The organism is Luteimonas sp. R10 (assembly GCF_045689605.1).
Classification (GTDB): Bacteria; Pseudomonadota; Gammaproteobacteria; order Xanthomonadales; family Xanthomonadaceae; genus Luteimonas.
This window is the reverse complement of sequence record NZ_CP141262.1, coordinates 2,524,556-2,541,706: the sequence shown is the minus strand read 5'-3', so window position 1 is coordinate 2,541,706 and position 17,151 is coordinate 2,524,556. Positions and strand designations below refer to the sequence as shown.

The window sequence follows — 17,151 nt, the reverse complement described above, 5'->3', positions numbered from 1 at the left end:
AGACCTATAGACGCGCGCCGCATCGGAATCTCTCCTGCACCGCGATTTTCGTACTTGTTGTATGTGACGTCGGTGACACCGAGGGCATGGTGACTGGGCCGGTTGCCAGTGACGGCACTCACGCCATGGATCGCACCGGCACCCTCCCCCCCCGCACGAAAGACCGATGAGCAGGGCATCTCGCTTTCTCATGCGTCACCTTGATCGAGGAACTCAACATGATTCGTACTCGCCACCTGCCTCTGGTTCTCCTCGGAGCCATGACTATTGCCCCGGCCGCCTTTGCAGAAGAAGCAGACGGCATGAGTGCCGGCCGCTTCGCGGTTGTCGGCAGCTACAACGTGATCCAACCCGATTCGGATCCCATTCCTGGCTCGCGCGTCGATCTCGACGGCGGCAATGCGCCGACGCTGAGCTTCAGCTGGTACGCCAACAACCATTTCGCCGTGGAACTGTGGGGCGCGGTGGACAAGATCGACCACGACCTGCGTGGCGATGAGGGCAAGTTCGGCACCGTCAGCCAGCGGCCGTTGGCGCTAAGCGCCCAGTACCACTTCGGCAAAGCGGGATCGCCGATTCGTCCGTTCGTCGGGCTGGGCTATTTCCAGTCCAAGATCACCCACGCGAGCAGCACCAATGACATTATCGACGGAGAGTTGAGCGAGTTCAGCACGCAGAAGGGCGGCATCGCTACCATCGGCACCGACTTCAATGTCAACAAGACCTGGTTCGCCCGTGTCGACGCTCGCTACATGAAGGGCAGTTCCGAGCTGCGTAATTTCGTCGAACACGGCGAAACCAACCCCAACGACAAGTTCGAAGTGAATCTCGACCCGTGGACGGTGGGCGTCGGCATCGGTGCACGGTTCTGACCAGCCGCGTGTCGCAGGAACATGCGTGATAGGAGACGACCAACAATCCGTCTCAGGCGAGGCAACGCGGAACGAAGCTTGCCTCATCTGAATCCTGCACATCCGCGGTAATTCAAGATGGTCCTGCCAAAGCATCCGACTTTGGCAGGGCCGGCGCGAAACGACAAATGCCGGGGAGCATGTTGTCTTACGGGAGCAGGCGCACGAACATCGCCATTACGCCCGGCGCGGCCGCCGCAGGCGAGTCCGCATGGCCGGTACGCTCTCCCTCGCGATCGCGCTCTCCGCCTGCCAGGGCCGCCGCCTCCCGAGCCCATCGATGCCATGGGTGCGCGAGCGCCCGGTCGGTCTCCCTTCGCCTCACCGGAATCGCCGCCTGGAGAGGGGTGGGACGACAACGCGACAGGCGCCACGACGGCATTCGTCAACAGAGTCCGGAAGGTCGAGCGTTCTTCCGCCGTGGAGCCCGGCACCACCTACGTCTGGATGGGCGACGGCACACTGGTGATCGTCTGCCCGGGCGGCACGCCCGCGACAGGACGGTGGACGCTCAGGGATGGCAGGCTGACATTGATCGAGGAAGGGATCGTCTATGCGGCGGAGACCGTCAGGCTGGATGTCGACGCGTTCCATCTCCGCATCGGGAACCCAGGCCATGCGGTGGAGATCCTGCTCGTACCGGCATAGATCGCCGGTTGGCAGACCGATCCCGCGGCTCCGGGCAAGCACTTCGATCGCGTGCCGCAAGCCGGTCGGGTCGTCCCTGGGCCGCGCCAGTCTGGTCGCTCCGTTCGTTTCGTTGCGTCAGACAACGCCGGACGTACGCCATGGTTCCGTCCGTTACTTGGACGCGCGGACGGCCGATTTTCGTGACTTCCGGTCGCGACTCCCCCTCTTTTACCGATGTCCGGACACTCATGGCGAACCCGTTCCCTGGCCGATGCACCGTCATGCTGCTGGACGACCACGACCTGGTGCGGCAGTGCATCGCGACCCGCCTTTCGCAGGAGCCGGACATCGAGGTGACCGGTTCGTTTGCCACGAGCCGCGAACTGTTTGCGGCGTTGACGCAGCAGCCTGCCGAGGTCGTGATCGTCGATTTCATGCTGGGTCCTTCCGAGATCGACGGCATCAATCTGATCCGTGCACTGAAGACGCGGTTTCCCGAGTGCAAGCCGCTGGTGCTTTCGGCGAACGACACGCCGGCGGTCGTGGCCTTGTCGCTCCAGGCCGGAAGCCGAGGCGTTTTCGGCAAGGTTCAGGACATCGACGAGCTGGCGCCTGCGATCCGCACCGTTGCACGCGGCCGGGTCTACCTGCGCAACGCCATGGTCGAAGAAGTGGCGGCACAATCGGAAGCCCCGTTGGGCGAGACCGATGCGACGGCCGGCCCTTTGGCCGCGCTCAGCCGGAACGCGGCCCTGTCTCCGCGCGAGCGCGAGGTGCTGTGCTGTTTCCTCGACGGAATGTCGGTGAACGAGATCGCCGCGAAGTTTTCCCGCAGCGCCAATACGATCAGTACGCAGAAACACTCGGCCTATCGGAAGCTCGGCATCCGGAACGACAGCGAGCTGTTCAAGACTTTTCACCAGGTCCGCGAAGCGCCACCGGACCCGTCCGGCTGATGGGGCACTTTCGGAATCCGAATCGCCGTCAGAACGCGCACGCGTCCTTGTACTCGTCGGCGACGCGGGCGACTTCTTCGGGCGCCATCGGCCGTCCGATCAGGTAGCCCTGGACCGCGTCGCAGCCCAGCTCCGCGAGCGCGGCCTGCTGCTCGACGGTTTCCACGCCCTCGGCGACCACCTTCAATCCCATCGCCTTGGCCAGGGTGACGATCGCGGCGACGATGGCAGCGTCCTCGCTGTTGCGTTCGATGTCGCAGACGAAGCTCCGGTCCACCTTCAGTTCGCCGATGGGAAAGCGCTTGAGGTGCGAGAGGCTGGAATGGCCCATGCCGAAGTCGTCCAAGGCGACGCAGACGCCGAGCGCGGTCAGGCGGCGCAGCGTCAGCAACGTCAGCTCGGGATTGCGCATGGCGCTGGATTCGGTGATCTCCAGGACCAGCCGCTCCGGGTCGACGCCGTGCCGGTCCAGCGTCGTGCACACGGTCCGGACGAAACCGGGCAGCGCCAGCTCGACGGCCGAGACGTTGACCGCCACGCTTCCCTCGAACGTGCCGCTGCGGCGCCAGTCCCGCATCTGCCGGCAGGCTGTGTCGAGCACCCAGGCGCCCAGTTCGCCGATCGTCCCGGTCTTTTCCGCCAACGGGATGAACTTGTCGGGACCCAGCACGCCGTACCGGGGGTGCCGCCAGCGCAGCAGGGCTTCCGCGCCCAGCACGCGGCCGGACGCCAGGTCCAGCTTCGGCTGGTACAGGAGGAACAGCTCGCCCTCCTTCACCGCCCGGCGCAGGTCGCAGACCATCAGCTCCAGTTCTTCGGCGCTTGCGCCCATCGACGCGTCGTACACCGCGTAGCGGTTGCGGCCGCTGTCCTTGGCATGGCGCAGCGCGACCAGTGCCGCGCCCAGCAGCCCGCGCCGGCATGGATCCGCCTGGACGTGTATCCCGATGCTGACGGAGACGTGGAGCTCCCTGCCGCCCACCCGGAACGGCTTCTGCATGGACTGCGCCAAGCGCCTGGCCATGACCTCGGCCTGGACCGGCTCCTCGAACGCGGTGAAGACGGCGAATTCGTCGCCCTGCAGCCGCGCGACCATGTCGCCGGCGCGAACCACGTCGCGGATCCGCGCGGCGACGGCACGCAGCAGGCCGTCGCCCAGGTCGTGGCCGTACATTTCGTTGACCAGGCGGAAGCCGTCGATCCCGAGCACCAGCAGGGCCTCGCGGCCGCTGCGGCGCTGGCGGATCTGCCGTTCCAGCAGCATGCGCCCGGGCAGTCCGGTGAGGACGTCGTGCAGCGCCGGCCAGCCGGCGCCCGCGGGCGGCACCAGGCCGCCCGCGCTCATCCAGGCCGACAGGCCGCGCCGGCCCGCGACGGCGTAGCGCGCAGCCAGCGCCCAGCCGAGCGCCACCGCCGCGACCAGGGCAAACAGCGCGCCTCCGTCGAGGGCGATCGCCGGAGGAATGCCGGGATCTCCCGACGGAAGCCGTTGCAGGAACGTCTGCGATACCGCACCGGAGTGGATACGCGCGACGAGAAACATGATCGACATCGGGTCACTCCCGTTGCGTTTCCCGGCCCGGTTTTCCGGGTCGGGTGCCGACGATTTCCGCGGCGCGCCGGATCGGCGATGACGGTCATTGTTCCCGGCCGTGCGCCGGCGCTCCATGCAACAACTCCGAAACAGGTGGAGACGCGGGAGTTGTCATGAATGGCACTTACTTGATCGGCGACGTGCTGCTTTTGCTCGTCATTCCCGCGAAGGCGGGAATCCAAGGACGTTGATTTTTGGTGACTTGACGTCCATGGATTCCCGCCTTCGCGGGAATGACGATGCTTAAGTAAGCGTCATTCGGGTCTGTCGTTTGATACGAGGCGCTTGTGCCGAAACCGCTCCGGTGCGCCGAGCATCATTCGCTGACGATGCAGCGACGAGCCCCTGCCGCCTTGTGAGACGGGCCGAGGTCGGGAGAGAGAGCACAAGTTCAGGCGTGACGGACGCGTGCGGCGGCATCATGTCCGCAGACGCCGCGGATTCCCTCACGCTCCATCTCCAGCGCAATCAGCAACTGAAGCTCGTCGAGCCTGTCGCGGATGCGCGAATCGCCCTGCCGCTCGCACGGCGCGTCCAGGTGCGTGGCCAGCAGGGCCGCCAGCAGCGGGTAGAGCACCTCGCCGTCGGCGTTGGCGACTTCGCGCAGGATTGCGGCCAGCCGGTGCTGGCGAACGTCCGCGGACGGTGCGCCGGACGTATCCGGATGCCCGGCGGCCGGAGCGGCCGGTCCCGGCATGTTGCGGAGTCGAATCACGTTGTCCATGGCGGTACTCGCGAAAGGGGCGTTTCCCGTTCGCGTACTCTGCCGCCCCGCATTCGCGGCGTCTCTGCAACAAGTACGAAAACACCGCTGCCGCGGACAGGCTGGAGTGGTTTTGGCACAAGTGTGACGGATCCCTTCTCCCGTTTACGGGCCGAAGGCGTGCGGCTTGCAAGCCACTGGCTTGCGCGCGCCTGAGCGCCCTGCGCGCTGCGCAGGGCCGGGGCGCGGAGCGAGGTGCCCGAAGAGCCTGCCCCCGAGTGCTTTAGTCGGGGGGCGGATGAGGACGCTTTTGATGTCTCGCCAAGAGCGCCCTCACCCCCCAACCCCGCTCCGCGCCCCGGCCCGCTCCAGCGGAGCGGGCGCTCACCCACACGCGCGCCGATGGCGCGCAAGCCGTGCGGCCTCGCCCCGCAAGCGGGAGAGGGGGCAAAAGCGTAAGCACCTGATAAGAAACCGCTCTAGATCGCATCCCGAGCCAATTCGTCCACGAAGCCTTCAATCTCGCCCATGTGACGCACCAGCGCATTTCGGTGCGTCTCCGTACCGTCACGGTCGATCGCATCCATGAGGTCCGATGTCCGTTGCGCCAGCGCTTGAGCGCCGGCCACGCCGATACCGCCGGCGATGCGGTGCAGCCGCTGGTGCACGGCATCGGCGTCGTCCTGCGCCAGGGCCGACCTGATGCCGTCCAGGTCGTCGCGCGTGGCCGCTACCAGGCTTGCCGCCAGCTGCGCCACCACCTCAGCGGAGCCGTAGCGACGCATCAGCTCCTGGCGTATTCCGGACGCCGGCGCTGGCGCCGCCGGTCCGGATGCTGATGCTGATGCTGATGCAGATGTGGGTGCTGATGCTGATGCTAATGCTGATGCGGATGCGGATGCGGATGCATCGGCGGTAGCGGCAGCGGCCTCATCGCAACCGCCATTGCGCGGCAGCCAGCGCACGAGGACCTGGTGCAGGGTCGCCAACGGCACCGGCTTGGCCATGAAATCGTCCATGCCGGCGGCGCGGCAGCGCTCGGCCTCCTCCTGCAGCGCGCTCGCGGTCAACGCGATCACCGGCAGCCGGGGTTCGCCGCATTCGGCTTCGCGCCGGCGGATCTCGCGGGTCAGCGCATAGCCGTCCATGCCCGGCATGCGGCAGTCGGTGATCACCAAGTCGAAGCGCGACCTGCGCAGCGCTTCCAGCGCGGTGATGCCGTCGTCGGCCAATTCGCAGTCGATACCGAATTGGCTCATGCGCCATTGCATCAGCACCTGGTTGGTCGGATGGTCCTCCACCACCAGGACGCGACATCCGCGCCAGCCTTCCGGATCGCCCGTGTACGCCGGCTCCGCGGCGAGCCCGGCCACGCCCGCGTCCACGGCGCCCGGATCGGCCAGCGGCAGGACCAGGACCGTTTCGACCCGCGTCCCCTCGCCCGGCACGCTGCTCAGGCGCAGTTCCCCGCCCATCATGTCCACCAGCCGCCGGCAGATGCTCAGCCCCAGGCCGGTGCCGCCGTAGCGCCGGGTGGTGGACGTCTCGGCCTGGGAGAATGGGCGGAACAGATGCGCCTGCCGGTCCGGGGCGATGCCGATGCCGGTGTCGGTCACGGCCAGGCGCAGCGTCTGCCGATCGCCCAGGTTCTCCAGCAGGTCGAGGGCGACTTCCACCCTGCCCCGCTCGGTGAACTTGATCGCGTTGCTGATCAGGTTGAACAGGATCTGGCGCAGGCGCACGCCGTCCGCACCGTGCGCCTCGGCCACGCCTTCGCCGACCCGCGCCTCGAACCGCAACCCCTTGGCCGACGCCTGCGGCGTGAGCATCTGCTGCACGTTGTCGATGATCCGGCGCAGGGACACCGGCACCGGCGCCAGCAACAGCGCGCCTGCCTCCATCTTGGAGACGTCGAGGATGTCGTCGAGGATTTGCCGCAGCATCTGCGCCGATTCGTCGATCGACGCCAGCACGCGCCGCTGTTCGGCGTCCAGTTCGGTATGCGCCAGCATCTCGAGCATGCCGAGTACGCCGCTCATCGGTGTGCGGATCTCGTGGCTCATCGTCGCCAGGAAGTCCGCCTTGGCCGCGGCCGCCCGCTCCGCGACGGTCTTGGCCGCGGCCAGTTCATCGGCCTGCTCGTGCGCCTGGGTCACGTCGATCCAGTAGCCGCTCCACAGGAATGCGCCGTCCTCGGCCCGGTGCGGCAGGCCGCGCGAGCGCACCCAGCGCCAGCCGCCGTCGACGGACAGGCCGCGAAACTCCACGTCGATGGGCGCGAAGTCGTTCACCGAATGCGCCATCGCCGCGACCAGCCGGGACTGGTCCTCCGGATGCACGCGCGCGAACAGCTCGCGCTCGTCGCCCATGGCGCGCTCGGCGCTCAGGCCGAACAGCGACGGCATGTCGCCGACGATGAAGGGAAAGACGATGGTGCCGTCCGTTTCGCGCCGGGCCTGGTAGACCACGGCGGGCAGGTTGCTCGTCACCTCGTCCAGGCGCTTTTCGACCCGCCTGCGCTCCTCCACCTCGCGGCGGAGCCGCCAGTGGCCCAGGCCGTGCACCAGCCCGGCGGTGAGCAGGACCAGCAGGATCGGCACCGCCCAGCGCAAGGCCGTCCGCCACTGCAGGCCGCTGCGGTACTCCACCGCCAGCCAATCGCTGCGGATCGCCTCGCGTTCGCGCGGCGACAGGGACAGCAGCATCCGGTCGAACGCGGTCGCCAGCGGCGCATGGCGGCGATGCACGCCGAAGGCGAGGCGGTCCTCGATGCCCGCGGGCGCGGCGATGTACAGTTCGCCCGAGTAGCGGTCGCGCAGGAAGCGATCGATCGCGGCGAGATTGCCGACGTACGCGTCCACTTGTCCGTCGCGAAGCATTTCCAGCCCCTGCTCCGCGCCGCGCGCCGGCACGATCCTGACCCGCGGCGCCTGGGCCAGGATCGGCGGCCCGAGCCGGTCGGGATTGGAGAGCGCGATCGCCTGTCCGTCCAGGTCGCCTGGATCGAGTACGCCTTCGCTGCCCTGGCGGGTCACGATCACATTGGCGACCGTCAGGAATGGCTGGCTGAACACCCATTCGTCGCCGAGCCAGGGCACGTCCTCCGGAACGCCCATGATCGCGTCCAGTTCGCCGCTCAGCGCCCCATCCCGGATGCCCTGCCAGTCTTCGACATCGACCATTTGCAGGTTCGCGCCCAACGCGCGGAACCGCCGCAGGTACTCGCCGACGAGGCCGCTCGGCTGACCGTCTTCGTCGATGAACGAGATCGGCGCCCAGTTGGGCGCGAAACCCAGCCGCAGTGGCTGCACCAATGCGGCCTTTTCCGCTTCGCTCAGGATCAGGCCGCTGCCTTCCCACTGCAGCGGCCTGAGCCAGCGCGTGCGCATTGCGCGGCCTTGCGCTTCCGGGATCGAGGCCAGGGCGTCGTCCAGCGCCTCGGCCAGCGGCGCCTTCCCGTTCGGGACGGCGAAATGCAGCGTATCCACCGGCAGGTCGGTCGGCCGGACCAGCGCGACACGGGTGAGGTGCCGCTCGGCGATCAGCGCCGAGGCGACATGTGGATTGCCCAGGTAGGCGTCCGCCGCGCCGGAGGACACCATCCGCAGCGCCTCGACGGTGTCGTCGACCTCCAGGTGTTGCGCCTCGGGGTAGCGTTCGCGGGCGGCGCGCGACGTGGCGAAGTTCCGGTCGGTGATCAGGCGCAGGCCCTCGAGCTCGGGATTGGCCGCCAACCTCGCGTCCTGCGGCTTCCCGATCAGCGCTATCGGCGCCTCGGCGTACTGCCGGGTGAAGACCAGGCAGCGGGTGCGTTCGGCGGTGAGGGCCAGGTTCATCACCACGTCGAGCTCGCCGGCGCAGGCGTCGTCCAGCATGTCGGTCCAGTCGGAATAAGTGCGCGTGCGCAGCTCCACGCCGAGCCGGGTCGCCAGCTCCCGCAGATAGTCGTAGCCGAGCCCCTGCGGCCGACCCGCCTCGATGGATTCGTAGGGCGGCCAGCCCTTGTCGTACAATCCGACGACGATGACCGGATGTTCCTGCAGCCAGGTTTCCTGGCGCGGAGACAGCGACAACCGGTCCTCGGCCTGCAGCGGAAGTACCGGAAAGACCAGCAGCAGCATCACGGCCAGCAGCCGCCAACAGACAGGGTGCAAACGCATGGGCGTTACTTCCTCCAGTCTTCCTGAGCCAGGCCGCTGCGAGCGTTTTCGCGCTGCAGTCGTCGATACTAGTCCATGAGCCTGCGCATCATCGTCGCCGACGATCACCACGTGGTCCGCATCGGTGCGCGGGCGGTGATCGAGTCCAGCGGCGTGGGCACCATCGTCGCCGAAGCCACCAACCCCGACGAGCTGCTCCAGGCGCTGACGGCACACCCCTGCGACGTCCTGGTCACCGACTTCTCCATGCCCGGCAGCCAGCAGGCCGACGGCTTCCCGATGATCGGCCTGGTCCGCCGCCAGTATCCCGACCTGCCGATCCTCATGCTGAGCGCGGCCAGCAACCTGGGCATTCTGCGGATGGTCGCCTCCGCCGGCGTGCTCGGGCTGGTCGACAAGACCTCGTCGATGGAGGAACTGCCCGTCGCCATCCAGACCGTGCACCGCGGCGCCTCCTACGTCAGCCAGACGCTCAGGCAGCGCGTGGCCGAAACCGGCGACACCCGGATGACCGAGGGCGCGCTGAAGCAGCCTTCACCGCGCGAGATGGAAGTATTGCGCCTGCTGGCGTCCGGCCTGACCGTCAGCCAGATCGCCGAGCGCCTGCACCGCGGGATCACCACGATCAGCCGGCAGAAGCGCGACGCCATGCGCAAGCTCGGCCTCAAGAACGACGCCGAGCTGTTCGATTACCTGCGCAGCGACGGACTTTCCTCGTAGGCTCCCGAGCCCGGCGTCCGCCGCCAGCGGCCAGCCGCCTGTCTTGCGGCAGCTGGACCCGCATCGGAGCGTCCAGCCTTTGACGGCCGGCACAGCACCGAGCCCGGCCTTCGAGTCAAATGCTGCAACGAAGCGGCGCTGCAGCATTATCACGAAACCATCGCGGAGATGTTGCGCCCGCAGCCCCGGCCGATGCCGGATTACGCGGCGTCGGTCCACTGAGCTGGAGTAATGAGTTCTTTTGCAGGTTGTTTCCACTTATCGCGGACATGCCCCTCTCCCGCTTGTGGGGTTTTCACGTCGCCTTCACCGCAAGCTGATTGATAAGCCGGCAACAGAGGGGGAATCATCAGAATCCGGACTGCGCCGTACTTCGGCGTTGACCGGCCACGTAGGGAGACGCACGCATGCCTCGTAAACCGGCAAACACATCCTCGTCCCGCTCGATGCTCGCAACTGCGATCGCGACCGCCCTCGCACTGAGCGCGGGCACCGCGAGCGCCCAATGCGACCTGGCCCCCACCGCGGGCGACGACACCTACACCTGCAGCAGTGAGACCTCCGCCGGCGACGAAAGCGAGCGCAAGGGCAGCGCGCTGGAGTTCGGCGGCGGCGTAGTGTCGCGCGTCAACGAAACGTTGAGCGTGTTCGCGGTCGGCGACGTCACCCGCAATCTCGGCGGCGAGCGGCGGCGGACACTGGAGGGGCAGATTGGCGCGCGCCTGGATTGGTGAACGACACCACAAGGCAAATGAGGGCCAGAGCGAGCTACCCCCGTTTCCTCGGACAGGTTTAATTAGGCACCATCGCCATCTTGTCGTACTCAATCGGCGAGTGGTAGCCCAGGTTGCTGTGCAGCCGCTGCCGGTTATAGAAAGATTTCGATGTAGTCGAAGACCTTGCTTCTCGCCTACTCCAGATCGGCGGCGGCTCATGCTGGGTACGCCGCCGCTTTTTTAGGATCTCGTTCTCTTCCTTCAAGCGCGCGTTCTCGCGCTTGAGCGCGGCCACGCATCGCTACTCACCTTGGGCCGTCCACCCCCACAAAAGCCTGCTCGCCCTTCTTCTCAAGGTCCTGCACCCACTTGTAAAGCCGGTTGCGAGGAATCCCCAACTCCCGAGCGATCGCCGCCGCCAGCCCAGGTGGAGTAGGAAAGAATGGGTCGGGTTCACTTGCGACGGCGGGTGAGATTGCTTTCCGTGAAAGCACCTTGACGTGAGGATTGAACCGTTGCAGACTCGGCCCAAGGAGCGTCGAAACTCCTCACACAGCGGTACCCACCTCCGACAACCCGGTGGGTTTTTTGTGCCCGCATGCTTTGCGAGCACAACCGACGCGATGCCAGCGTCGGGAGGGCGGCTAATACAACACCCGAAAGGGGAATACGCCCGCCGGCTGTGTGCGGTTTCGAACCTCCCGACTTCCCGTCCGCCGTCCCGGTGGGCGGTCACTTCATGGAATGAGGAGGCAACGATGTCGAAGCATGAATTGGACGAGATGGACACGACCGGCTACTTCCTGCCCGAAGAAAGCCAGTTCCGGCTGAAGAAACTGCACGACCACATGGTCTTCCTGTCGCATCTGGCGCAGCCGCGCACGCACGACGAGGAACAGGAATGGGTGCCCGAGATCCGCGTGGGCGAACTGGCGGTCTGCCTGGAGTTGCTGGCCGACCAGGCCGAGCGCGTGCTGGACGAGGTGACATGGCCGGCCGAGCGGGTGGTGGGCGACGATCAGTCGCAGGCACGCGATGAGGACGACGTGCTGGAGGAACCGGGACGGGCCGGTGAGGCGTTGGCTGCCGGCGCACAGGATGACGAGGCTGGAGAGGCGTCGGCCGCAGGCACGCAGGACGACGAGGTGGATGAAGCACCGGGCGCCAAGGTGCAGGACGACGAGGCTGGCCAGGCGGACGCCGTCGCGACGGCGGTGGAGGCCGAAGACCCCCTCGTCTTCGGCATGACCATGGACCAGCTGGACACGCTCAACCGCCTGCACGACCGGCTCCATGCCTTCGGCGACCTGGTCTTCGGCCTCGAGCGTATCGACCTGGCCGACGGCACGCTGACGATGCTGGGCGATGTGATCTTCGAAGAGGCCGAGGCCGCGAGCAAGCTCATGGACAAGGTGACCGGTCAGAAGCTTCCCGATGCGTCCAGGCGGCGAAACCGCGTACGTGAGGAGCCGGCGATCTACGGTGTACCGGTCAGCCCGGACCTGACGCGTGACGCGACCATGCCGATGCTGCCGCCGCCCACGGATGCGGGCTGGCGTCCGCAGGCGGCCACCCGCCACTGAGCGGGCAGGGCGCGGTGCCGGGCTCGGTCACGATCCCTGGCACCGCGATCCGTGCGATCCGTATGCGTTGGTGCAGGTGCAGTTGGAGCGGGGCCGGAACCGGAGCTGAGCTTGGCGTTACCGCCGCCTGCAAAACGGGGTCGGATCGCTTATCGGGCGGCCGGACATCGCGACCGATTCGAGGCGCCGGCAGAGTTCACAGCCGTGGGGTTCACCCGCGTCGACCGGGAACAGGCGACCACTATAGTGGACGACACGGGCCATACTGCCGTTCGTGTCAATCTGCCGCCCATGCCTTCAACGCCGCGCGCATCAGCGTACAACTCGAGGGTGAGGATGCCGCGGTGCGCCTTGGGCCGTCCACTCCCCACAAAAGCCTGCTCGCCCTTCTTCTCAAGGTCCTGCGCCCGCGTGTAAAGCCGGTTGCGAGGAAATCCCCAACTCCCGAGCGATCGCCGCCGCCGGTCGGTCGCGCGCCTTGAGCAACCGCACCGCCTCACGCTTGAACTCCGCCGTGAACCGCTGTCGCTTCTGCATCGGACACCTCCGTGCGAGGATTGTCCTCGCTTTGTGGTGTCCGAGAAATCAGGGCTGGCTCAAGTCCGGCGACGACGACGGCGCCGGTCTCATCCGGCGCCGTCATGGCGGCGACCCCTATTCCGTTCGGGCGACGGCCGTCACGGGAGATGTCGCTGTCGCACCCGACTTGCCGACCGGCTCCGCAGCCCCGGGTGTCGCGGCCGCCGGGTACAGCGCCATGAGCTTGCGCAGCACGCCGTTGGTCCAGCCGAACCCATCCTGCGTTTCGTATTCGCCGCCGCCGCCGGCACCGCCCGTGCCGGTGACATCGTATTTCTCGACCAGCTTGCCCGTTTCCCGGAACACGGCGAGGTTGTGGCGGATCCAGCGCCCGGCGATCGAGGCGGCCAGTTCCCGCTCGCCGTAGTCGTTCAGGCCCTGGATCGCGATCCATTGCAGGGGCGCCCAGCCGTTGGGCAGGTCCCATTGCTCGCCGGTACGGACCGCCGTCGCCGCCAGTCCGTGCGGCTGCAGCAGCGAGTCGCGCACGCGGGCCGCCACCCGCGCGGCCTGGCGGCGATCGGCGATGCCGAAGAACAGCGGATAGAGCGTCGCGGCGGTGACGTGCTCGGTCGGCCGCCCCTCCTGCCACAGGTAGTCCGCGAACACGCCGTTCCCGGCATGCCACAGGTGGCGCCGGATCGCGGCCTTGCGCTCATCGGCGCGTTTCCGCAGCCGTGCCGCATCGTCAGGCCGTCCTGCGACGCGGTAGGCCTCGGCGAGCGTGCGCTCGAGGTTGTAGAGCAGGCTGTTCAGGTCGGGCGGCACGATCTCGACGGTGCGGATCGTCTCCAGCGTCTGGCCGTCGGCGAACCAGCGCGAGCTGTAGTCCCAACCGCTCTCGGCGCCGGCGCGCAGGTTGCGGTAGACCTCCGCGGCGGGGCGGCCGGAGGCCATCGCGGTCGCGACGTCGCGTCCGTAGCTTTCCTCGCGCGGCGTGTCGCAATCGTCCCAGTAGCGATTGAGCAGCGACCCGTCGGCCAAGCGCACGACGCGCCGGTGCGCCCGGCCCGGCGCGAGCCGGTCGCCGCCCTGCATCCAGAACGCGTATTCCCGGGCCAGTTGCGGCAGGTAGGTCGACAGCACCGACGGCCCGTCGCGTTCGGCGAGCAGGTTCACCATGGCGGCGAAGAACGGCGGCTGCGAGCGGCTCAGGTAGTAGGTGCGGTTGCCGTTCGGGATATGGCCGTAGCGGTCGATGAGCCAGGCGAAGTTCCTCACCATGTCGACGACCAGGTCGTGGCGGCCGCTCTCCTCCAGGCCCAGCATCGTGAAGTAGGAATCCCAGTAGTAGATCTCGTCGAAACGGCCGCCGGGCACGATGTAGCGATGCGGCAGCGGCAGCAGCGAGGTCCGTGTATCCGCGGTTCCGGGCTTTCGCTCCAGCACGCTCCACAGGGCATCGATGTGTTCGCGCACATCGTGGTCCGGATCGGTGCGGTAGTCGCCGCCCGCCAGCGGCGGCATGACGAACTGCTCGGCGATGAAGGCGCGCAGGTCGAAGCCGGGCGTGTCGCGGACGTTCTGGTACTCGGCGGCGATGCCGGCCGGCGGCTGCCTCGGCGTCGCGTCCACGAAGGCCTTCTTGTCGGTCAGGATTCCCTGCGCATCCTCGAACAGCTCGCCGTAGAGCTGCGGCAGGCCCGGAACGCAGATGCCCGCCATCGCAGGCGCCTGCAGCGACAGCCAGAGCAGCAGTGTCCACGCCGTCGCGCTCGTCCGGCGCATGCCAGAAGCCGCGATCCTCTCGTCCGCCATCGATCCGTCTCCGTGCGTGATGGATTGGATTCTCCACCGCCAGCATAACGATACGGAAGGCGGCTCCGACTGGAAATCCCGGCGTTTCACGCTGTTTTCACGTGGTGGAACCGCAACTCTCCTTCGCGGCCGTTGTGAACGATCCCGTGGCCCGTCGTGCGGACCTGCGGCCTGCCGACCGGTGTCCCGCACTTGTCGGGAGCGCCACCGCCGCTGCCCGAGCGCATCGCCGGGCATTGACGACATCACATCCGGAGGGAGCCCATGAACCGTCTCAACAGCACCCACCGCGCGCTGTCGGTCGCGATCGCCGCCGCGCTGCTGCCCGTCCTCGCTCAGGCGCAGACGCAGCCCGCGCCGAGCGACGTGCCCGCGCAGGACGGCACGGTGCAAGCGAACACGGACAGGGCGACCACGCTCGACGCCGTGGTCGTGACCGGCAGCGCCGTGGGCGGCGTGTCCAAGCTGGAGGCGAGCTACAACATCGTCACCGCCAGTGCCGAGGAGATCAGGCAGTCCAACCCCAAGAGCACCGCGGACCTGCTGAAGATCTCCCCGGGCATGTGGCCCGAGTCGACCGGCGGCCAGACCGGCGCCAACATCGAGATCGCCGGCTTTCCAGGCGGCGGCGATGCGCCCTACTTCTCCACCTTGCTGATGGGCTCGCCGCTGTACGGCATGCCGACGCTGTCGTTCTTCGAGACCACCTCGCTGTTCCGGCTCGACGACACCATCGAATCGGTCGAGATCCTGCAGGGCGGTCCGTCGGTGGTGTTCGCAGACGGGCAGATGGGCGCCACCGCCAACTTCTTCCTCAAGACCGGCAGCGAGGTGCCGACCGGCAGCATCGGCCTGACCTACGGCAACGAGGGCCTGTGGCGGCTGGACGGGTTCTCCGGCTTCAAGATCGCCGACGGCTGGTACGGCAGCTTCGGCGGCTTCTGGCGCAGTTCCGACGGCGTGCGCGACCCCGAGTTCAAGGCCGACGAGGGCGGCCAGCTGACCGCCACCGTGGCGCACGACTTCGACCGCGGCAGCCTGGTCCTGTACGCGCGCTACCTGGACGACAAGAACCAGTTCATCACGCCGATCCCGCTGATCCAGAGCGGCGAGGACCATTTCAGCGCCTATCCCGGCTTCGACCCACTGAAGGACACCTATTACAGCCGCGCCATCCAGCACGTGCGCCTGCCCGGCTATCCGGGCGGCGGCACGGAAGCGAACCTGGCCGACGGCCGCGGGGCGGAGTTCTTCTTCCTCGGCGGCAACTTCGAGTACGAATTCGACAACGGCTGGTCGATCAGCGACCGGTTCCTGTTCGACGAAGGCGTCGCCGACACCAACGCCCTGTTCTCCGGCAACAATCCGGCGACGCTGGACGACATGCTGTACGCCGCCGACACGCCCGGCGGGCTCGGGCTGCCGGCGGGCTCGGCCACCGCCACCTACGTCGGCGGCGGCGCGGTGCCGGGCGACCAGAGCGTGATCGCGCAGGGCTGGTGGCACATCCACAAGCGCCTGAAGAGCATCAACAACGACTTCCGCCTGAGCAAGGAGTTGTTCGAGGGCAATATCCTCACTCTCGGGCTGTACGTCAACCACTACACCATGGACGACAAGTGGGCGCTGGGCAACCAGATGCTGATGACCAACGCGCCCAACGCCACGCCGATCACCGTCAGCTACGTCGATGCCGATGGCAACGTCCGCCAGCGCACCGACGACCAGGGCCTGCTCGACTACGGCACCTTCAACATCGCCCAGCACGGCCGCGCCACCAACACCGCCCTGTACCTGTCCGACTCCTGGCGCATCGGCAAGTGGCTGCTGGACCTGTCCGGGCGCATCGAGAACCAGGACGCGACCAACAACGTCTGCAACTTCCAAAACGATGAAGATGCCGATGGCGACGGCGTGACGGACTTTGTTGACTTGGACGGAGACCCATTGACTGAGTACGATAATCACGTGCCCGTCTGCGACGGCACCTACGCCAGGATCCGCTACGACAAGACCCATCCATCGTGGACCGCCGGCGCCAACTATTCCTTCACCGAGCGCATGTCGGCGTACGGCCGCGTCAACACCGGCGGGCACTTCCTCGACTTCGACAACGGCATCCGCGGCTCCACGGACGGCAACTTCCCGCCGATGCACAAGATCCGCAACTACGAAATCGGCTTCAAGTACCAGTCGGACCTGCTGTATGCCGACGTCAGCGGTTACCGCCGCAGGTTCACCGGCCTGCCCTACCAGCCGACCGACAACGCCGGCACCCCCGTCGGCCGGCCGCTGATCTACGGCTCCGATTCCTGGGGCGTCAACTTCATCGGCGCCCTGACGCCGGTCGAGAACCTGCGCCTGCAGCTGGTGGCCAACTACCTCGACGGCGAGTACACCGACTACGACGCCTGCATCGAGTACGTCGACGTCAACGGCGAGGACGCCTGCGAGCCGATCGAAGGCAAGCAGCTGCAGCGCCAGCCCAAGCTGCGCTACATGTTCACGCCCAGCTACCGGTTCGTCTTCGGCTGGGGCGACGTCCTGCCGTACGTGACCTACACCCACGTCGGCGACCACACCCAGGACCAGTCCGGGCTGCAGCAGCTGGGCTCGTACCACACCTGGGACTTCGGGGTGACGGCCAACGTCGGCATGCACTGGCAGTTCAACGTCCGCGGCACCAACATGACCAACCAGCTGGGCCTGACGGAGAGCAATTCGCGCATCTTCGGCTCGGCCGCCGGCACCGACGGCGTGCTGCTGGCGCGTCCGCTCGAGGGCCGCGAGGTCAACGCGCAGGTGAAATACATGTGGTGACGGCCGGAACGCGCACGCATA

Annotated in this window: 13 protein-coding genes; 7 read left to right on the top strand and 6 right to left on the bottom strand. The window is 67.3% G+C overall.

Annotation, left to right across the window (positions count from 1 at the left end; genetic code table 11):
- Nucleotides 1-200 precede the first annotated feature (200 nt).
- The 3 genes from U3649_RS11050 (at nucleotide 201) to U3649_RS11040 (ending at nucleotide 2,497) form a co-directional block, all read left to right on the top strand.
- Nucleotides 201-872, top strand: coding sequence for an OmpW/AlkL family protein (locus tag U3649_RS11050; protein WP_407351382.1), 672 nt, complete (start codon nucleotides 201-203; stop codon nucleotides 870-872).
- A gap of 459 nt (nucleotides 873-1,331) precedes the next feature.
- Nucleotides 1,332-1,559, top strand: coding sequence for a hypothetical protein (locus U3649_RS11045; RefSeq protein ID WP_407351381.1), 228 nt, complete (start codon nucleotides 1,332-1,334; stop codon nucleotides 1,557-1,559).
- Nucleotides 1,560-1,822: 263 nt separating this feature from the next.
- A complete protein-coding gene (locus U3649_RS11040) occupies nucleotides 1,823-2,497 on the top strand; it encodes a response regulator (protein ID WP_407351380.1) in 675 nt (224 codons plus the stop codon).
- A 28-nt stretch (nucleotides 2,498-2,525) separates the two neighbouring features.
- On the opposite strand, the gene U3649_RS11035 is transcribed toward U3649_RS11040, so the two are convergent.
- The 3 genes from U3649_RS11035 to U3649_RS11025 form a co-directional block, all read right to left on the bottom strand.
- On the bottom strand, nucleotides 2,526-4,049 hold the full coding sequence (locus U3649_RS11035) for a putative bifunctional diguanylate cyclase/phosphodiesterase (RefSeq protein WP_407351379.1): 1,524 nt from the start codon (nucleotides 4,047-4,049) through the stop codon (nucleotides 2,526-2,528).
- A 433-nt stretch (nucleotides 4,050-4,482) separates the two neighbouring features.
- On the bottom strand, nucleotides 4,483-4,815 hold the full coding sequence (locus U3649_RS11030; protein WP_407351378.1) for a hypothetical protein: 333 nt from the start codon (nucleotides 4,813-4,815) through the stop codon (nucleotides 4,483-4,485).
- Nucleotides 4,816-5,273: 458 nt separating this feature from the next.
- Entirely contained in the window at nucleotides 5,274-8,915 is a 3,642-nt protein-coding gene (locus U3649_RS11025) for an ATP-binding protein (protein WP_407351377.1), read from the bottom strand.
- Nucleotides 8,916-9,029: 114 nt separating this feature from the next.
- Here U3649_RS11025 and U3649_RS11020 point away from each other — a divergent pair, with 114 nt between their 5' ends.
- Both U3649_RS11020 and U3649_RS11015 read left to right on the top strand, forming a co-directional pair.
- On the top strand, nucleotides 9,030-9,674 hold the full coding sequence (locus tag U3649_RS11020; protein WP_407351376.1) for a response regulator: 645 nt from the start codon (nucleotides 9,030-9,032) through the stop codon (nucleotides 9,672-9,674).
- Nucleotides 9,675-10,081: 407 nt separating this feature from the next.
- On the top strand, nucleotides 10,082-10,408 hold the full coding sequence (locus tag U3649_RS11015) for a hypothetical protein (RefSeq protein ID WP_407351375.1): 327 nt from the start codon (nucleotides 10,082-10,084) through the stop codon (nucleotides 10,406-10,408).
- A gap of 58 nt (nucleotides 10,409-10,466) precedes the next feature.
- Here the strand turns inward: U3649_RS11015 and U3649_RS11010 are convergent, their stop codons facing one another.
- Entirely contained in the window at nucleotides 10,467-10,685 is a 219-nt protein-coding gene (locus U3649_RS11010; protein ID WP_407351374.1) for a hypothetical protein, read from the bottom strand.
- Between the two features lie 463 nt (nucleotides 10,686-11,148).
- Here U3649_RS11010 and U3649_RS11005 point away from each other — a divergent pair, with 463 nt between their 5' ends.
- Nucleotides 11,149-11,973 (top strand): XAC0095 family protein, encoded by an 825-nt coding sequence (locus U3649_RS11005; RefSeq protein WP_407351373.1) that lies wholly within the window; start codon nucleotides 11,149-11,151, stop codon nucleotides 11,971-11,973.
- Nucleotides 11,974-12,366: 393 nt separating this feature from the next.
- Here U3649_RS11005 and U3649_RS11000 read toward each other — a convergent pair whose 3' ends face one another.
- Both U3649_RS11000 and treF read right to left on the bottom strand, forming a co-directional pair.
- Complete coding sequence (locus U3649_RS11000; RefSeq protein WP_407351372.1) at nucleotides 12,367-12,510, bottom strand: transposase; 144 nt, start codon at nucleotides 12,508-12,510, stop codon at nucleotides 12,367-12,369.
- Nucleotides 12,511-12,627: 117 nt separating this feature from the next.
- Nucleotides 12,628-14,280: an alpha,alpha-trehalase TreF gene (treF, locus tag U3649_RS10995; protein WP_407351371.1), complete on the bottom strand. Its 1,653-nt coding sequence runs from the start codon at nucleotides 14,278-14,280 to the stop codon at nucleotides 12,628-12,630.
- A gap of 294 nt (nucleotides 14,281-14,574) precedes the next feature.
- Here treF and U3649_RS10990 point away from each other — a divergent pair, with 294 nt between their 5' ends.
- Nucleotides 14,575-17,130, top strand: a complete 2,556-nt coding sequence (locus tag U3649_RS10990) for a TonB-dependent receptor (protein ID WP_407351370.1) — start codon at nucleotides 14,575-14,577, stop codon at nucleotides 17,128-17,130.
- The last annotated feature ends 21 nt before the right edge of the window (nucleotides 17,131-17,151 follow it).

What these genes read in the sequence shown, in the direction of transcription:
- U3649_RS11040 (WP_407351380.1), top strand. Translation starts at nt 1,823, where the DNA reads ATGCTGCTGGACGACCACGACCTGGTGCGGCAGTGCATCGCGACCCGC.
- U3649_RS11035 (WP_407351379.1), bottom strand. Translation starts at nt 4,049, where the DNA reads ATGTCGATCATGTTTCTCGTCGCGCGTATCCACTCCGGTGCGGTATCG.
- U3649_RS11030 (WP_407351378.1), bottom strand. Translation starts at nt 4,815, where the DNA reads ATGGACAACGTGATTCGACTCCGCAACATGCCGGGACCGGCCGCTCCG.
- U3649_RS11025 (WP_407351377.1), bottom strand. Translation starts at nt 8,915, where the DNA reads ATGCTGCTGCTGGTCTTTCCGGTACTTCCGCTGCAGGCCGAGGACCGG.
- U3649_RS11020 (WP_407351376.1), top strand. Translation starts at nt 9,030, where the DNA reads ATGAGCCTGCGCATCATCGTCGCCGACGATCACCACGTGGTCCGCATC.
- U3649_RS11015 (WP_407351375.1), top strand. Translation starts at nt 10,082, where the DNA reads ATGCCTCGTAAACCGGCAAACACATCCTCGTCCCGCTCGATGCTCGCA.
- U3649_RS11005 (WP_407351373.1), top strand. Translation starts at nt 11,149, where the DNA reads ATGTCGAAGCATGAATTGGACGAGATGGACACGACCGGCTACTTCCTG.
- U3649_RS11000 (WP_407351372.1), bottom strand. Translation starts at nt 12,510, where the DNA reads ATGCAGAAGCGACAGCGGTTCACGGCGGAGTTCAAGCGTGAGGCGGTG.
- treF (WP_407351371.1), bottom strand. Translation starts at nt 14,280, where the DNA reads ATGCGCCGGACGAGCGCGACGGCGTGGACACTGCTGCTCTGGCTGTCG.
- U3649_RS10990 (WP_407351370.1), top strand. Translation starts at nt 14,575, where the DNA reads ATGAACCGTCTCAACAGCACCCACCGCGCGCTGTCGGTCGCGATCGCC.